The organism is Myroides sp. TSA_177.3, assembly GCF_052691955.1.
Genome location: NZ_JBQZGD010000006.1, coordinates 71,302 through 87,963 on the forward strand (window position 1 = coordinate 71,302; position 16,662 = coordinate 87,963).

The 16,662-nt window shown below is 35.6% G+C and carries 15 protein-coding genes; 2 read left to right on the top strand and 13 right to left on the bottom strand.

Features of this window, described 5'->3' with window-relative positions:
* Positions 1-411 precede the first annotated feature (411 nt).
* The 8 genes from ACUTSE_RS07955 to ACUTSE_RS07990 form a co-directional block, all read right to left on the bottom strand.
* Positions 412-1,467, bottom strand: coding sequence for a glycosyltransferase family 2 protein (locus ACUTSE_RS07955; protein WP_445639818.1), 1,056 nt, complete (start codon positions 1,465-1,467; stop codon positions 412-414).
* Complete coding sequence (locus ACUTSE_RS07960) at positions 1,464-2,732, bottom strand: flippase (protein ID WP_445639819.1); 1,269 nt, start codon at positions 2,730-2,732, stop codon at positions 1,464-1,466. Before ACUTSE_RS07960 ends, ACUTSE_RS07955 begins: the two co-directional genes overlap by 4 nt.
* 13 nt (positions 2,733-2,745) lie before the next feature.
* Positions 2,746-3,516 (bottom strand): dTDP-4-dehydrorhamnose reductase, encoded by a 771-nt coding sequence (gene rfbD, locus ACUTSE_RS07965; RefSeq protein ID WP_445639820.1) that lies wholly within the window; start codon positions 3,514-3,516, stop codon positions 2,746-2,748.
* Positions 3,513-4,061 (bottom strand): dTDP-4-dehydrorhamnose 3,5-epimerase, encoded by a 549-nt coding sequence (rfbC, locus tag ACUTSE_RS07970; protein WP_445639821.1) that lies wholly within the window; start codon positions 4,059-4,061, stop codon positions 3,513-3,515. Before rfbC ends, rfbD begins: the two co-directional genes overlap by 4 nt.
* Position 4,062: 1 nt before the next feature.
* Positions 4,063-4,992 carry a hypothetical protein gene (locus ACUTSE_RS07975; protein WP_445639822.1) on the bottom strand — a complete coding sequence of 310 codons (930 nt, stop codon included), beginning with the start codon at positions 4,990-4,992 and terminating at the stop codon, positions 4,063-4,065.
* Between the two features lie 118 nt (positions 4,993-5,110).
* On the bottom strand, positions 5,111-6,790 hold the full coding sequence (locus ACUTSE_RS07980; protein ID WP_445639823.1) for a DUF6909 family protein: 1,680 nt from the start codon (positions 6,788-6,790) through the stop codon (positions 5,111-5,113).
* Positions 6,791-6,813: 23 nt separating this feature from the next.
* The gene (locus ACUTSE_RS07985) at positions 6,814-8,301 is read right to left on the bottom strand and encodes a GH3 auxin-responsive promoter family protein (protein ID WP_445639824.1); all 1,488 of its coding nucleotides are present in this window, start codon (positions 8,299-8,301) and stop codon (positions 6,814-6,816) included.
* A 5-nt stretch (positions 8,302-8,306) separates the two neighbouring features.
* A complete protein-coding gene (locus ACUTSE_RS07990; protein WP_002988480.1) occupies positions 8,307-9,182 on the bottom strand; it encodes a murein hydrolase activator EnvC family protein in 876 nt (291 codons plus the stop codon).
* A 193-nt stretch (positions 9,183-9,375) separates the two neighbouring features.
* Here ACUTSE_RS07990 and ACUTSE_RS07995 point away from each other — a divergent pair, with 193 nt between their 5' ends.
* Positions 9,376-9,594, top strand: coding sequence for a Sec-independent protein translocase subunit TatA/TatB (locus ACUTSE_RS07995; protein WP_002988481.1), 219 nt, complete (start codon positions 9,376-9,378; stop codon positions 9,592-9,594).
* A 235-nt stretch (positions 9,595-9,829) separates the two neighbouring features.
* Here the strand turns inward: ACUTSE_RS07995 and ACUTSE_RS08000 are convergent, their stop codons facing one another.
* A complete protein-coding gene (locus ACUTSE_RS08000; protein ID WP_445639825.1) occupies positions 9,830-11,953 on the bottom strand; it encodes a Tex family protein in 2,124 nt (707 codons plus the stop codon).
* A 56-nt stretch (positions 11,954-12,009) separates the two neighbouring features.
* Here ACUTSE_RS08000 and ACUTSE_RS08005 point away from each other — a divergent pair, with 56 nt between their 5' ends.
* On the top strand, positions 12,010-12,273 hold the full coding sequence (locus ACUTSE_RS08005) for a DUF1294 domain-containing protein (RefSeq protein WP_445639826.1): 264 nt from the start codon (positions 12,010-12,012) through the stop codon (positions 12,271-12,273).
* A 57-nt stretch (positions 12,274-12,330) separates the two neighbouring features.
* Here ACUTSE_RS08005 and ACUTSE_RS08010 read toward each other — a convergent pair whose 3' ends face one another.
* The 4 genes from ACUTSE_RS08010 to ACUTSE_RS08025 all read right to left on the bottom strand — a co-directional run bounded on the left by ACUTSE_RS08010 (position 12,331) and on the right by ACUTSE_RS08025 (position 16,432).
* On the bottom strand, positions 12,331-12,867 hold the full coding sequence (locus ACUTSE_RS08010; RefSeq protein WP_445639827.1) for a hypothetical protein: 537 nt from the start codon (positions 12,865-12,867) through the stop codon (positions 12,331-12,333).
* A complete protein-coding gene (locus ACUTSE_RS08015) occupies positions 12,860-14,188 on the bottom strand; it encodes an AAA family ATPase (protein WP_445639828.1) in 1,329 nt (442 codons plus the stop codon). The genes ACUTSE_RS08010 and ACUTSE_RS08015 overlap by 8 nt, the downstream gene beginning before the upstream one ends.
* A gap of 151 nt (positions 14,189-14,339) precedes the next feature.
* On the bottom strand, positions 14,340-14,771 hold the full coding sequence (gene rpiB / locus ACUTSE_RS08020) for a ribose 5-phosphate isomerase B (protein WP_445639829.1): 432 nt from the start codon (positions 14,769-14,771) through the stop codon (positions 14,340-14,342).
* A 47-nt stretch (positions 14,772-14,818) separates the two neighbouring features.
* Entirely contained in the window at positions 14,819-16,432 is a 1,614-nt protein-coding gene (locus ACUTSE_RS08025) for an AMP-binding protein (protein WP_445639830.1), read from the bottom strand.
* Positions 16,433-16,662 lie beyond the last annotated feature (230 nt).

Consider the following 16,662-nt stretch of genomic DNA (forward strand, 5'->3'; position numbering starts at 1 on the left):
AATAAAAATCCGTTCTGTGTCTATTCCTTTAAAAACATTAAGTACTAAAACTACAAGTCCCACTCCAGCAAACACTAGCAAAAAAATATTAAAAGCAAACATGTACAATCCTGATTTCTGCTTGTAAAAATGTTGTAAAACATCTTCGAGATTCAAGAGCAGTGTCAAAAAACAGAAAGCTAGAAATACAAGAAAAATCTGATAGGATTTTGTTGGGATGGGGAGTGTTATTTTCTTTTTATTAAACAAAAAACCTGCCCCCATAAGAATTAACGTGGGTATCCAGAAATATGTACTTGCCACTGTTTTAAAGATACTCATAAATTCATACCCTTTAATACTATTAAATGGCAGAAAAAACAAACCCAAAAAAAATAATACTATATATACTTTACGCAGATCCATTGCTACTTAATTTAATTTTTTTATTAGCTGAAGGAGCTTCATTTGGTCAGCAATTGCCAAAAGAGTTATCACGCCTTTAACTAGCGTTATTCTATTATGTAGTATACACCAAGCTATGATTTGCTCAAATTTGGAACGCTGTTGTACATAATATTCATCTAAATGCCTCACAGCATACATAACAACAGGGTTATGCATAATTTGCTCTATAAACGCATTTCTTTCATCCGAAGTCATCTTTGCCTTTGATACCCTGAAAAGTAAGAAACAAATGCTGTAAATTAATCGGGAAGACTTAAAACTAAGTATTTGCTCTTCACTAAATTCCAAAGCAAAAGTTTTTTTATACTCCAAATTGAATTTGTAGATGAGTTTATCCAGAGAATTACTACCAATAAAGTCTCTTGTCACGCTTATTTTATTCTCTAAGTAATAATAACCTGCATAAGCAATCTGAATCAAAGCCTGCATCCTAGTATACACCTTCAGATTAAACATCCCATCTTCTTCTAACGCTAGATTTTCATCAAAAAAAATCTCTTTGTCTAATAAAAAACTTCTGCGATAAATCTTGTTTACAACAGAAAGTAAATCCAAATTCTCTACAGTTAAATAACGAGCTAAGACTTCTTTTTTAAAATCATCTTGGCTATAAATTCGATTGAATTCCAAAAGAGAATCCTTCTGTACAAAGTTACCTTCTTTTTCAATAAGTAGCCCACTGAGCACTACATCAACCCCATCAGATACTCGATACATTTGTTCATAGAGGTCCTCTTTTACCTCATCATCTGCATCCACAAAACCAATATATGTTCCTTTTGCGGCTTTAATTCCTATATTCCGAGCAGAACTCACTCCTCCATTTTGCTTTGTTATTACACGCAATCTTGGATTTTCTAGCGCTGTTAGTAATGTTAATGTGTGATCGGTAGACCCATCATCTACAACGATAACTTCTATATCCGTTAAACTTTGTTTAAGAATGGATTTCACCGTTCGTTCAATAGTCGCTGCTCCATTGTAAACAGGTACTATAATACTTATTTTAAATGTCCTCATGATATTCTTAAAAAAGGTTTAGCATAAAACCACATACCTAATGCCAATAACGATTGCGCAATAGCACTCGCAATAGCCGTACCAATAAATCCAAACTTATACGTTAGACCTACACATAATACTACACTTGCAATAGAGGTGTAAAAAAAGACTTTAAAAAAAAGGTTCTCTTTATTATTGGTTAACAAAATGAGTTTTCCAAACAATTGATCTAAAAAAGACAAAAGAGGGAAAACAATCATAATACGGAAAACTAGTACACTTTCCTCCGTTTGAGTACCGAACAGTATCTGGAAAATCCACGGAGAAAGAACAAAGAGAACAAGCACCCCCAACAGGTTCATAGCCACACCATAGCGCGCCAGTTTTTTGATCTGTTGAATGGCTTTATTTTTATTTTCTAACATCAATTTCGAAACATAAGGATAAAATGCATTGATAATTGGAGCTTGTAGGTTTGATATAGCTCGAATCACTTTTTCTGCTGTGGCATAATACCCTACGGCCGTATCATTCAATAAGAATCCAACAATCAATACGTTGGCATTGGCAATCAAAGCAATCTGAAATTCAGATAAAAATAAATACTTCGCTTTGCTTAATTGTTCTTTTACTTGTTTAAACGAACAAAAAGAAAAGCGAATATTGAACTTTGATTTAACCACCCAAAGGGATGCCAAACCACTGAATAAAAAACCTAACGAAGTGAATAATGGCGCATAGAAATAATCACTTTCTTGCTTGACGACCAAAAAAATCAACAGTGTACATGCAGTTTTAAATACAACATTCAAATACGTAATATATTTCATTTGCTGCAAGCCTTGAAAGAGCCAAACAGGAAACAATGCTTGTCCGATTACCATGATATAAGTAAACAAGTAAACCAATAAATCAGCTTTAAACTTGGGAATCAATATAACAACACCCACAAAAACGAGGGTACTAAGGCCAAGTAAAAACAATTTGGTTGTAAAAACCTGATTAAAAATATATTGTACAGTCTTAGAATCCTTAGAGGCAATAGAGACATCTCTTGTTGAAATTGTATTAAATCCATACTCCACAACAAGCTGAAAAAAAGTGACAAAAGCTAAAGCAAAACTAATTAATCCAAATTTTTCAACCCCTACAACTCGAAGCAAATATGGAATTGTTAAAAAGGGCAATACGATATTTAAGACCTGTAATACAGCTAAGGATAAAAAATTACCGACTAGTACTCTAAAATTCTGTTCTTTAAAAAACGATTTAATCCTTTCCATAATAAAAATTCGCTTACCCTAACACACTATATTTTGGTCTTTTAGCCTTAGTTAAATAGTCTTCTGACTTGATTCGATTTACTTTAATTTTAATTCCTTCCTCTTCAAAAATGGCAATGGCAAAATCATACCATGAACCACATTGCTTTCCGCGATAATGATACAGTCCAAACTTTTCCTTTTTGAGGATAAGTTCTAGAATGAAGCACACAACGTCTGTTGCATGTGTAGGGCATCCTATTTGATCATCTACAACGTTTATTTCTATCTTTGTTTTAGCTAAATTCAGCATGGTATTCCGAAAATTATGCCCAAATTCTGAATACACCCAAGAAGTGCGAACAATATAATGTTTAACTAATAAAGCTTGAATATATTGTTCACCTTTTAATTTTGATGCACCATATACGTTAATTGGATTCGGGGTATCTTCAATAGTATAGGGAGTATTTTTCGCTCCATCAAAAACAAAATCCGAAGAGATATGGATCAATGTTCCATCATATTGCAAACATACTTCCGCTAAATTTTTACACCCCTCTGCATTTACAAGAAAAGCTAATGCTTCTTCTTCTTCCGCTCGTTCCACATTGGTATAAGCAGCTAAATTGCAACAATAATCTGGCTTATAAATTTCAAATGCAGCAATGATGTTTTCCTTTTTAGAGATGTCTAGTTCCTTACTTGATAAAAAAATAAAATGAACATCAGTATACTGATGAGCAATTGATTGAAGCGCTTGCCCCATCTGACCTGATGCCCCTGTAACAAGAATCTTTATCATAGTGGTTGTGTTTCTAAAAAAGAAGGTAATAAAAGGTCTTTATCTGAAATAAGGTACTCTTGATTTACATCAGTCCATAAGATATCCAAAGTAGGATCATTATACAAAATCCCCCCTTCAGCTTCCTTGTTATAATAATTATCACATTTATAAGCAAAAATTGCCCTTTCACTAAGTACTAAAAAACCGTGAGCAAAACCTCTAGGAACAAACAACTGTTCTTGTTCAACATCATTTAATATCATCTTAAAATGATGCCCATAAGTTGGCGAATTCTCCCTTAAATCTACAACAACATCGAGAATCTCTCCTTGAATAACGCGAACTAATTTAGCTTGTTGATGAATACCTCGCTGAAAGTGTAACCCGCGCAAAGTTCCTTTTGCCGAAAAAGATTGATTATCTTGAATAAAGTTAATTTTTAATCCACTTTTCTTCTCAAATACCGCTTGATTAAAGCTTTCAAAAAAATACCCTCGACTGTCTGTAAAAACCTGAGGTTTTACAATCAAACATCCAGGTAATTCGGTAGATCTTACCTCCATCTTATTCGTTATTTTTAGTGTACTTTCTATTGATCGTAACAATCCATTGTCCCAAGAAAAACAAAACCAATCCAACGAGGGGAAATTGAATTTTCTTACGAGGTACCACCTCAGAATTATAACGCATATTCTCCTCTAACACATCCATTTTGTTTATTTCATATGCTTCATAGAGCACAGAAGAGGTTTGCAATTGTGTCATTTTTATGGTTACTAATTCCTCTTCTAATGTTTTTTTAGCTTTGATTACTTCAATTAAATCGGTAGCTGATATTCCCTCTTTTTCAAATAGTTTACTTAACTTACTAAGATCTTGATTAATTTCAGTTATACGATTCTCTAAAAACGCTTGATGTAAAGTTTGCATTTTCGAAAAATGATCAATCTTCTCCATCCTCTTGGTTAAATCTTCTGAAAATGATTTAAAATCAAATCCTTCCTTAGCCAAAACAACTAATTGATAGTAGTGAAAATGGGGCAACAAAAAATCCTGTTCTACTTTTTCTCCTCCTGTTTTGGATGTAGTACTAGAAGTACCGGTTTCTGGTTGTGATTCTTCCTTTCTATTAGCAATAGTGGGCAAAAAGTCAGCAATCTCTATATCAAGTAATCCCGCCTTTTTCCACTTTTCATCATGAAGGTAAAAAGCAATCCATTCATCTACTAGCGGCATTGAATTGTAATTAAATGATATTGCAATCTGTCTTTTTGTTGGTCTATCACCATTGCTTTTTACAACAGAAATAGACGGTTCCTCTTCTCCTTGCTTTTTGTCTAAATAATAGCCAACACCTCCTGTAAGAGCGACAATTAATACAATATAAATACTATTCTTTTTTAAATACTTCATTGATTTAAAAATATTGTGTTCCACCAAAAATTTCAAATCCATGAGACCTAATTCACTATCGTGTTTATTATTATTTTTCATCCTACTAGCTTGATTTATTTCATTATAAACTCATCAAACGGACCATATCTATACCAAGGGATAGCCCAATTAAAAAAACACGCTATAGTTATAGCGTGTTTCATCTTTACGCTTGCAATTATTTTATTTTAAAAATCTGCTCTAATATTTTTATTGTAATTAGATACGTTGGTTTTACTCCTGTCGTTCCGAGTCCTCCAGAAGCCAATGTACTTCCTGTTTCTAATGGATTATCCGAAGCATAGTATGCATATCTCACTTTTACCTCTGGATTAATGCTTTTGCGTATTTTAGAAGCCGATTGAATTGCTTTTTGATAATGAGCACCTTCCATCTCTAATCCAATTACTCCCCATGTAGAATCATGGAAAAACTTCAATAGATCTTTATTTTGTAAAGACGTTCCCAATACCGTAACCATGGTTCCTCCAACAACTGGAATTCCATGATTTTCAAACATATCCACGGTCAATTCATTATCAAAAGGATAGTTATCCCCTGTTCCTTCGTTAATATGAGCGAATGGAATCATGATATCCCCTTTTCCTCCTTCTAAAATTCCTGCTTTACCCATAATGGATACAGATTCTACATTGACGCGGATTTGTTTTTTATATGGTTTTAACAATTCGTCAATCGTTTCATACGCTTGTTCTCCAAAAGCATAATCCATCACAATAATAACAGGCGATTCGCCCTCAAAAGAAGCTCCTTTGAAATTCGTTTGTTCAAACTTAATCTTCGCTGTGTCAAAAATTTGAACGTCGATATTTGTACCTGACTCATCCGATAAAAAGACCATTCCTTCTCTCTCTGCACGTTCTCTCACTAGGTTGCGCAAAGCTTTATTTTCGGGCTTACTCAATTCTTCATAAATCTCCACTTCTTCCGAAACTTCAATTTCCCCTTGCATCACATAAGGTGCAAAAATAGAATTCATCACACTGTGCATATTTGCACTGATAATGTGAATCGGACGTTCTAACAATCCTTTTTCTACCAATACCTCCTTGATGCGGTTAGACCAGATTTCACCGTAAATATGGTGCCCTAATCGCTCGCGTAACAAAGGACTGAACGTAATTGTTCGCTTATTGTTATCCACTTCCTCTTCAATAGCCAATTTCCCTAACCAATAAATCACATCTAAGAAGCGATCTGGGTTTTCTGGAATTGCAAACTTCTCATATACCGACAATACCTCAGCAAATGAGCGTCCTAACACATTGGCCAAATGAGATATCGTCACTTCTTTGTGTTCTAACTCGAGCAGTTCTGTTTGTTTTGCAGCTGATTCAATTTTTTTCCAATCACGCGTTACTCTTCCTTCTTCATCAATTAAAACTCTATTTTTAATTTTATGCGATTCGATGAAGATAAACGTCAGGTGCGTTAAAACATCATAGATATCTGAACGTCCTCTGGTAATTTCGATATTCATTTGCTCCTCGTCAATACGGTAGCAGTTTCTTCTTCTTTTTGGAGGCACAATCGCTTGAAAATGAGAAAAAGAATAGCCTTCATCCGACGTTAAATTGATGTATCTACACTCTTCAATCCCAATAGGTAGTCGTTCAATCACATACAACAATCCGTCTAATTCTACCTTTTCCTCCGCAATTGTACCATAAATTTCTGGACGCAATTCAAGTAAAGCCTCTCTCAATGTATCTCCAGATACTCCCATTGGTTTATAAAACCCGCGGTTAAATAAATGGCGCATTGTAATATAAATACGCTCAATCGCAGCTGAAGAAACTTGTGCTCTTGTTCTTGAAATATTTTTAATCTCTCTCATAGTCTTCCATTTTTATTTCCTAATTATTCTATTTTTAATTGATCAGCAATGGTTCTATCATTGCTCAATCGCGGCAATTTATTTTGCCCTCCCAGCTTGCCAATACTTTTCATATACGCTTGGAAGCCGTCTTTTTCTACAGATCGAATAACCAATGTACGCAATACCTTGCCTACAATTAAGTCATCATAGTATACATTTTGTTTGCGCAATACATCATCAATTCGCAACGCAAATGCTTCCATATCCTCTGGTGCTTGACCAAATTCAATAAACCACTCGTGATAAGGCAATCCATCTGTGGGTGTAATTTGAGGGGCTACAGTAAATTCATTCACTTGTACTCCTGTTCCCTCCATCGCTTGTTGCAAAGCTGTTTCTACTTCTTTGCCAATCACATGTTCGCCAAAAGCAGAGATAAAGTGTTTGATACGTCCTGAAACAACAATACGGTGAGGTTTTAAGCTTACAAATTGAACCGTATCACCAATGTTATACCCCCATAATCCGGCATTCGTTGAGATAATCAATACATAGTTAACTCCTAGTTCAACTTCTCCAATGGTATAGCGTCTTGGATTAGCTTCAAAGAATTCTTCCACTTTGATAAACTCATAAAAGATTCCTGCATTCAACAGCAGCAGCAATCCTTTTTCACGTTGAGAATCTTGGTAGGCAAAGAAACCTTCTGAAGCTGGGAATAACTCAATAGAAGGAACTTTCCTTCCAATGAGCTGTTCAAATTTAGCACGATAAGGCTCATAATTAACTCCTCCGTAAATAAATAAATTGAACTTTTTAAAGATTTCACCTACCCCTTTGCCTTCTCTTGCTTTCAAACGCTCAAAATACATTTGTACCCAGCTTGGAATTCCAGAAATCACCGTCATGTTTTCATGAACCGTTTCTTCTACGATGGCATCTACTTTGGTTTCCCAATCCTCAATGCAATTCGTTTCCCAACTTGGCAATCTATTCTTTTGTAAATATGCAGGAACGTAATGGGCAACGATACCCGATAAACGCCCTAAGTTAATTCCGTTCTTCTGTTCTAAAATGGGGCTTCCCTGTAAAAAGATCATTTTGCCATCCACAAAATCAGCAATACCCGTTTCATGAACATACGCCAAAATAGCATTTCGCGCTGCTTCAATATGGTAAGGCATGGATTCTTTAGTCAAGGGAATATACTTCGCTCCCGAAGTAGTGCCTGAAGTTTTCGCGAAGTACAGTGGTTTGCCTTTCCACAATACATCTTCCTCTCCTTTCACTACGCGATCCACATAGGGTTTTAAGCCTTCATAATCGCGCACAGGCACCTGCTGAGCAAACATTTTAGCATCCATAATAGCCGTAAAATTGTGATCCTGACCAAAAGCGGTATGCTTTGCTTGTTCAACTAAATCCGCTAAAACCTTTGCTTGGGTTTCTACTGGATTTTTGAGCCATTTTTGTGTTTTCTTGTGAATAATCGAAGCAAATATCTTCGCTCCAAAAGATTTTATAGACATAATTTTTATTCTAAATCAATAAATAATGTAGGATCTAACGGGTAATTGTCTTTCCACAATTCGAAATGTAGATACGGTTGACTCATTTTCGATTTCACCTCTTCCTGATTATACAATCCCAACACATCCCCTGCTTGTACCGTTTCATAAACACTTTTCGTTAGAGAGGACAAATGCTTGTACACGGAGCTTACTCCTTCTTCATGTAGCACAATAACCGTATATCCATCCTTGATGGTCCAATCAACAAAAATAACCGTTCCCTTAGCAACAGATTTGACCATAGCATTCTTAGCTGCAGTGAAATCAAGACCAAAGTGGGTCGATTTTGGATCGTATTTACGGACAATCGTTCCCTCAATTGGTGCAAAAAGAACCGTACTTACTCTAGCTTCCGCATTGGTAAAGATGTTGTACTTATCCTCTAAGCGCACATATTCACGTAATTCCAAGTCTTTTTCGCTCGGTTGAGTATGTTCAATCGCATGAAGGGGAGTATCTGTTTTCATCAATGAGTCGACACTAGCCGATGTAATTTCAATATCACCTAGTAAAACGCGTTGTACCGCCGCGACATAATGTTCATTTTTCTTTATCTCCGATTCGAGAGAATCTACTTTCAACGCCAAATCCACAGCCTTTTGCTTGAGTTCCGCAGAAGAATATCCTGGGATATATTCTTTTAAAGGCGTTGCAAGCAATAAGATGACATTGGAAACGAGTAATAAAAAAACCATGGTCGTCGTAGCACCAACCACATTCAAGAGATTTAACTTGAACGAACTCACATCTTCAAATGTTCGATCGTTTACTACTACTACCCTATATTTATCTAGAAGTCTTTTCTTCCACTTTTTCCATTGAAGTCCTTTCTTAGACATAAATCATCTGTTTTCTACACAAATATAAACATTAAAAAAGTTGACTTCTTCTCTTTTTTGCTTTTATTCACATATTAAATAGATCATAATGTTAATATTATTGGTCAAAAAGTTAAATAATCGAATCGACCAATAAACAGAACCGGTTTTTCTTCCTATATTTGTTTTTATTAAAATCTTCAAACAAATTAATATGAACTCATTACATATTTTTTTAGGAATGGTTGGGCCATGGCAAATTGTAATTATTGTTGCCTTAATCCTATTGTTATTTGGTGGTAAGAAAATTCCTGAATTGATGAAAGGATTAGGAACAGGAATCAAAGAATTCAAGGATGCTACTAAGGATGAAAATGCTCAACAGACATCTAAGAAAGAAACGACAAAAGAAGACACTTCTAAAACAGAATAATTCATTAGAATCTCGATATTTACATGCGCTATGCCATCGGTATTAGCGCATTTTTTATTTGTACAAACAAAAAAGCACCCGTTAAAAACAATATTTAACGGGCGCCTCACTTATAAAACATAATAAAAACACTACTTAACTTATATCTTCTCTTTTTTATGACTAAAAAGATTTTTCTTTTTCCTATCAAATAGAGTTACAAATACTATGCCAAGTTATGTTTTTCGTTGTATTCTTATAAAATCATGGATAATTGGATGCGTTTTTTCGCTTGATCCACCTCTACGATCTTCACTTGTACGTGTTGGTGCAGTTTTACTACCTCATTGACATCCGACACGAAACCTTCCTTTAGTTGTGAAATATGAACCAGACCACTTTCTTTGATTCCAACGTCTACGAAACAACCAAAGTTGGTAATGTTGTTGACGATACCTGGTAATACCTGTCCTATTTTCAAATCGGACATTTGTTTTACGGAAGGATCAAATTCAAATACTTTTGCCGCTTTACGCGGATCTAGTCCTGGTTTTTCCAATTCTTTGACAATATCTGTTAGCGTCAAAATACCAATATCTGCAGTTTCATATTGCTTAACATCAATTTGTTGAATAGTTGCTGGATTAGAAATCAATTGATCCACTGTTATTTTTAAATCCTTCGCCATTTTCTGTACAATAGGATAAGCTTCTGGGTGTACAGCCGAGTCATCCAAAGGGTTTTCTGCATTTTTAATGCGGATAAACGCCGCTGCTTGTTGGTACGCTTTTTCGCCTAAACGCGGTACTTTTTTCAAGGCTGCACGGGAAGTAAATGCTCCATGTTCTGCTCGATATTGCACAATATTCTCTGCCATTTTCTCTCCAATACCAGACACGTAACTCAACAGGGATTTACTCGCTGTATTGATGTTGATTCCCACCTTATTTACACACTTCATGACCACAGTATCCAGTTCACTTTTTAACAAAGTTTGATCTACGTCGTGTTGATACTGTCCTACACCAATGGATTTAGGGTCAATCTTTACTAATTCAGCCAAAGGATCAGCTAATCGTCGGCCAATAGAAACCGAACCTCTTACGGTAACGTCGTAATTGGGAAATTCTTCTCTCGCTATCTTAGATGCAGAATACACCGATGCCCCTGCTTCATTAACTACAAATACTTGTACGGGTTTATCAAAAGCTATTTTCTTGATAAAAAATTCCGTTTCTCTTGAAGCCGTTCCATTTCCAATGGCAATCGCCTCAATGCGATACGAATTCACCATTGATCGCACTTTTTTCATGGCTATCACACTGTCTTTTTGTGGAGGATGCGGATAAATGGTTTCATTGTATAACAAATTGCCATTTTCATCTAAACAAACAATTTTACACCCTGTTTTATATCCTGGATCAATCGCTAAGATGCGCTTTTCTCCTAATGGTGAAGCTAACAACAATTGAGCTAAATTATCCGAGAATACAGCAATAGAATTGGCATCCGCTTTGGCTTTGGCTTCTCCTAACACTTCATTAGACAAAGCTGGTTCTAATAAACGCTTATAACTATCTGCAACAGCTTTTTGTAGATGTGATGCCGCATCATTCTTCCCTTTAATAATCGTTTGTTCGATGAATTGTATTGCATCTTCCTTGTCAACGGCAATATTCATGCGAATGTAGCCTTCTTTTTCTGCGCGCAACACCGCTAATAGTCGATGTGCAGGCATTTTATATAAAGGTTCTGACCACTCAAAATATTGTTCAAATTTTTGAGCACCTTCTTCTTCCGCTTTTGCTTTGACTACCTTGGTCGTTACAACAGCTTCACGCTGAAACTTTCTTCTCAATGCTTTGCGGATAAACAAATGCTCATTGATCCACTCTGCAATAATATCACAAGCCCCTTGTATGGCTTTTTCTACGTCTTCTACTTCCTTCGTAATATATTTTCTTGCAATAGATTCAATATCTGTTGCATTTTGTGCCATGATTACTTTAGCCAAAGGTTCTAATCCTAAAGCTCTAGCGGTATCCGCCTTAGTTTTACGCGTTTTTTTATACGGTAAGTACAAATCTTCAATTTCAACTAAATCAAAGCTTTGTTCAATTTTATTGCGCAATTCATCTGTCAATTTTCCTTGCTCTTCAATAGAGGCTAAAATAGATTCTTTGCGCTTTACAATTCCCACGTATAAATCGCGGTACTTGGCAATCTTTTCAATAGCAACTTCATCTAAATTTCCAGTTCTATCTTTTCTATAACGAGCAATAAAAGGAATGGTACAGGCTTCATCTAACAAGGCTAAGGTATTTTCAATGCTCTTTGTAGAAGCATCCAAGGCTTGTTGAATAAAATGAATCAACGTCATAATATATTATTTTAAGAATAGCTAAAATACTACCTTTGCGCCAATAAATAAATGAGATGAAGTTTTTATTCTTTTACATTTTTGCGATCAACTATATTACGTACTCTATGTTCAAGATAGACAAGGAGCGGGCGCAAAAGCAGAAGAATAGGATTTCAGAAAAAAACCTACTGACGCTATGCTTCTTAGGCGGCAGTGTAGGAGGGTGGCTTGCAATGCGCCACCTGCGCCATAAAAATGCCAAGCAAAGCTTTAAATTGAAGTTTTATGCGGTATTTATTATACAAGTTGTTTTGTTTTTTGCCTTGTTTAAAAGATAAAAGCAAAAATAGGAGGGAAGACAAAAAAAGGCATTTACTTGCGTAAATACCTTTTCGTTATCTTTTAGATGCTCTACTAAACCTTTCATCAGTAGAAATATGAGCTTGTATTTTCAACAAAAAACCACCTGTTTCTTCTGCGAACTTTTCTGCTCGCATTGCTTGAGAACTATGTGCCCTAGGTTTCATACTATTAGCAATATATGCCCTTTTATTGGGTATCTCAGAAAGAAATTCAAACTGCATAAAATAATCAATCGTGGTTTTTAATTGCTCTGTCGCTTCATTAATCCATTTACGTGCCTCATTATCATTTCTGCTTTTTAATTCAACAAAAGCTACACTATCCTCGTACTTCAATAAGCCATCACATTGTTTTGATGTTCTACCATCAGCCAAATCAGGTATTAAATTACAATGATCAATAGGGAAGAACAAAACTTCTTCCTGGTGTACATTATGGACTGTCGCGATCCAAGCACTCCCGTTTCCTTCAGCTAAATAAGCTACTTCATTATTATTTTCATCATCACACAAACCAAAGATTGCATTTGATGATTCACAACGTATCTCAAAATCGTCAAAACTATTCATTGCGCTCCTTATTTTCAATCTCCAACAAATCCATAAATAGCTCATTAAATTCTTCCAATTCACTATTTAACCAGTTCTCATCAGAGGGCATCCCATTATACGTTTTTAAACGTGAAATGCTTCCATCTTTTTCACTCAATTCATATACCGTCACATCCTCTCCAATTAATAAAGACTTCGCTGGAACTATCTCAAAAACTTTTGGTAATCTATTATCTCCCTCTTTAAATAACTTTGCAACTTGTTGTGCCTTTACAGCCAAGGTTAGATAGTTAATTAAATAAGGGCTATGCGTGGTTATAACTAATTTATTTTTGGGTAAATCATTGGCAAACTCCACTAAACTATTGACTATTTTGCGTTGAGAGGTAGGGTATAGGTTTTGCTCTGGTTCTTCTACTATATTGAAAAAATAAGAATAGATATATTTTTTTAAAATTTTACTTTTTACTTTATCTAGTCGTTCCAGAAAAGACACATCCATGATTTTACGTACTAGAACTTCATTTATATTTACTTCATCATTGTTTTCACTGGAAACAATTTCTTTTTTAATCGCCTCATTTAATTCCTTTTCTAATTTCATTTTCTCATTTAAACTAAAATAATCACTATTTAAAAAGAAATTCAAATCTCTCTCACCTTGTACTTCTTTCACTAACTTAGAAAGATAAGAAGAGACGATATACAATGGCACTAATGCTTGAAAGCCACTAGATGCGCTAGACAATTTTAGCTTATAATTCTCCTCTTTGATATATGATTTTTGTGTAAAACTGTCATACTCAAATGCTACATTATTGATTGGTAGCACACTCTCTCTTTCTACTTTGTCAACCGCTTTAAAAAACTCATCTGCAAAAGTATATAGAGTACGAGGTAATCCTGTTAAGGTTCGGATATTATCTACTGCACTAATGATATTTCTATCAGAAGGTACATACATAATTTTAGGACTATCAAACAATCCTTCATCTTTTAAAGATATTGTAATTTTATTTTCATTCAAATAAAAATGTAATGCCTCCCCTTGATACTCAATCTCCGTATAGATTCCATTTTTATCAATAAGATAATCCGCTATATTTTGATATTCTAAACGCGCTTTAAAATCTGCTATACTATAATCATTTTTTGAGACTTCTCCTTTGACAATAGCCTTTTCCAACCAAGAAAACGTTGAAATTAACTTGGCAATTGTACTTTTTCCAGAACCTTGATTACCAATAAAAACAGTAACCTTTGTTACCTCAATCCATCCATCTCCTTCCGTTAAACCTCCTCGAATGGGACCAAAATTTTTTACTTTTATTCGTGCCATAGCTTTCTAAAATAACGTTCTTGTAACAAATATACTACTTCTCTATTTTATTCTACTATACATTCTGAGGTTAGACCTTCCTTTTAAACTATAAAAAAAGGCATTTACTTGCGTAAATACCTTTTCGTTATCTTGTATACTTATTCTATACTTAAGAACAAGCTATTTTATTCACTCGATTAGCATGACGACCGCCTTCAAATGCGGTATTCAAAAACGTTTCCACCATTGCTACAGCTTGTTCGATAGAAGTAAAACGAGCAGGAATACTAATCACATTAGCATCATTGTGTAAACGCGCTAATTCTGCAATTTCTTTTGTCCAACACAAGGCACAACGTACCCCTTGGTGTTTATTGGCTGACATTGCAATTCCATTTCCACTACCACAAATAACAATACCGAAATCTACGGTTCCATTTTCCACTGCTGTGGCTACTTGATGTCCAAAATCAGGATAGTCCACAGAATCGAAACTATCTGTTCCATAATTCGTTACTTCATATCCTTTGCCTTGTAAAAAGTCAACAATGGCCTTTTTATAAGCTGGCCCTGCGTGATCATTTCCGATTGCTATTTTCATGTTTTCGTTGTGTATGTGTTCATGGACAAAGGTAAAACTTTTGCCTTTTATAATCCTAATTCTTCAACAGCTATTTGACGCATTTCCACCTTTCTAACTTTACCTGAAATGGTCATCGGAAAAGAGGAAACAAACTTCCAATATTTCGGAATGCGGTAATGTGCAATTTTCTGATCACAAAATTCACGCATACTCTCAGCAGTTGCTGTTTTATTTTCTTTCAGAATAACCCAAGCCATTACTTCTTCGCCATATTTCTCGCTAGGTACACCGATTACTTGTACATCAGCTACATCGGGATGTGTGTATAAGAAGTCTTCAATCCACTTCGGAGAAATATTCTCTCCACCGCGAATAATCAAATCTTTGATACGCCCTGTAATTGCAATAAACCCTTCATCATCCATCGTAGCTAAATCTCCCGTATGCATCCATCTATTTTCGTCGAGTACTTCCGCAGTTAGGGTACGGTTATTCCAATATTTCAACATGACAGAATACCCACGTGTACACAATTCACCCGCTTCCCCTCGTGGAACAATACCTCCTGTTTCTGGATCAATAATTTTGATTTCCAAGTGATCTTGAACCGTTCCCACCGTACTTACTTGCTTTTTGATATCAATACCAATGTGGGTTTGCGTCGATACTGGTGATGTTTCTGTCATTCCATAACAAATACTGATCTCATCCATATTCATTTCCGTTTTTACTCGTTTCATCACGTGTTCTGGACATAGTGAACCCGCCATAACACCCGTACGCAAAGTCGAAAGGTTGTATTTTTTAAAATCGGGTAACTGTAATTCAGCAATAAACATAGTAGGTACCCCATACAGTGAGGTACATTTTTCGCGTTCTACTACTTCAAGTGTTTTAGCCGGATCAAAGCTATCGTTGGGAATGACGATGGTTGCGCCATGAGAGGTACAACAGAGGTTGCCAATTACCATCCCAAAACAGTGGTAAAAAGGCACTGGAATACACACGCGGTCTGCCGCCGTATACTTCAATCGAATTCCGATGAAATAACCGTTATTTAAGATGTTGTGATGCGTTAACGTCACACCTTTTGGAAACCCAGTCGTTCCGGAAGTATATTGAATATTCACTGCCTCTCCAAATTGTATAGAAGCTTCAATTTCATTAAAAACGGCTGCATCGACCTCATTTCCTTTGGATACAAATAAGTCCCATTCTTCCCCTAAGAAGACCACTTCTTTCAAAGAAGGGCAATCTTCACGTACCATCGAAATCATTTTTCGATAATCACTCGCTCTATAAGATTCTGCAGAGATAATCGCCTTGATTTCAGATTGATTCACGGCAAATTCTAACTCATGCGCACGATACGCAGGATTTAGATTGACTAATATTACGCCCACACGCGCTGTAGCATATTGCAACAACACCCATTCATAGCAATTTGGTGCCCAAATTCCCACGCGATCGCCTTTCTCAATTTGCAAAGCCAAGAGGGCTTTTGCTACTTGTGCGGTTTGTTGATGAAACTCGCGGTACGTGGCTCTATAATTTTGATGCGCACTAACTAAAGCTTCATTATCGGGATATAATTCCGTTATTTTTCTCAAATTCTCGCCAATTGTTTCCCCTAATAATGGAATACTAGAAGCACCATGTACGTAAGATATTGCTTTCATTGTTTGTTTTAGTTTTTTACTGGTTGGTTTTTCTAAAGTACAAAAAAAAGTAGAGGTTTGCTACTTCGTCCTAATGCTTATACGCTAAAATACTTACTTTGTTTGTGCTGTATCGCTAAACGAAGGCCAATCACTGCTCCGTAGAAAGAAGGAGAATTCTAGGAGATTCATTGGACTATACTTGGAGATTCATTGGAGTATGCTTCGACAAAACACGGTTCTACCCAAGT

What these genes read in the sequence shown, in the direction of transcription:
- rfbD (WP_445639820.1), bottom strand. Translation starts at nt 3,516, where the DNA reads ATGATAAAGATTCTTGTTACAGGGGCATCAGGTCAGATGGGGCAAGCG.
- ACUTSE_RS08025 (WP_445639830.1), bottom strand. Translation starts at nt 16,432, where the DNA reads ATGAAAGCAATATCTTACGTACATGGTGCTTCTAGTATTCCATTATTA.
- ACUTSE_RS07955 (WP_445639818.1), bottom strand. Translation starts at nt 1,467, where the DNA reads ATGAGGACATTTAAAATAAGTATTATAGTACCTGTTTACAATGGAGCA.
- ACUTSE_RS08015 (WP_445639828.1), bottom strand. Translation starts at nt 14,188, where the DNA reads ATGGCACGAATAAAAGTAAAAAATTTTGGTCCCATTCGAGGAGGTTTA.
- rpiB (WP_445639829.1), bottom strand. Translation starts at nt 14,771, where the DNA reads ATGAAAATAGCAATCGGAAATGATCACGCAGGGCCAGCTTATAAAAAG.
- ACUTSE_RS07960 (WP_445639819.1), bottom strand. Translation starts at nt 2,732, where the DNA reads ATGGAAAGGATTAAATCGTTTTTTAAAGAACAGAATTTTAGAGTACTA.
- ACUTSE_RS07975 (WP_445639822.1), bottom strand. Translation starts at nt 4,992, where the DNA reads ATGAAAAATAATAATAAACACGATAGTGAATTAGGTCTCATGGATTTG.
- ACUTSE_RS08005 (WP_445639826.1), top strand. Translation starts at nt 12,010, where the DNA reads ATGAAGTTTTTATTCTTTTACATTTTTGCGATCAACTATATTACGTAC.
- ACUTSE_RS08000 (WP_445639825.1), bottom strand. Translation starts at nt 11,953, where the DNA reads ATGACGTTGATTCATTTTATTCAACAAGCCTTGGATGCTTCTACAAAG.
- ACUTSE_RS07985 (WP_445639824.1), bottom strand. Translation starts at nt 8,301, where the DNA reads ATGTCTATAAAATCTTTTGGAGCGAAGATATTTGCTTCGATTATTCAC.
- ACUTSE_RS07980 (WP_445639823.1), bottom strand. Translation starts at nt 6,790, where the DNA reads ATGAGAGAGATTAAAAATATTTCAAGAACAAGAGCACAAGTTTCTTCA.
- rfbC (WP_445639821.1), bottom strand. Translation starts at nt 4,061, where the DNA reads ATGGAGGTAAGATCTACCGAATTACCTGGATGTTTGATTGTAAAACCT.
- ACUTSE_RS07990 (WP_002988480.1), bottom strand. Translation starts at nt 9,182, where the DNA reads ATGTCTAAGAAAGGACTTCAATGGAAAAAGTGGAAGAAAAGACTTCTA.
- ACUTSE_RS08010 (WP_445639827.1), bottom strand. Translation starts at nt 12,867, where the DNA reads ATGAATAGTTTTGACGATTTTGAGATACGTTGTGAATCATCAAATGCA.
- ACUTSE_RS07995 (WP_002988481.1), top strand. Translation starts at nt 9,376, where the DNA reads ATGAACTCATTACATATTTTTTTAGGAATGGTTGGGCCATGGCAAATT.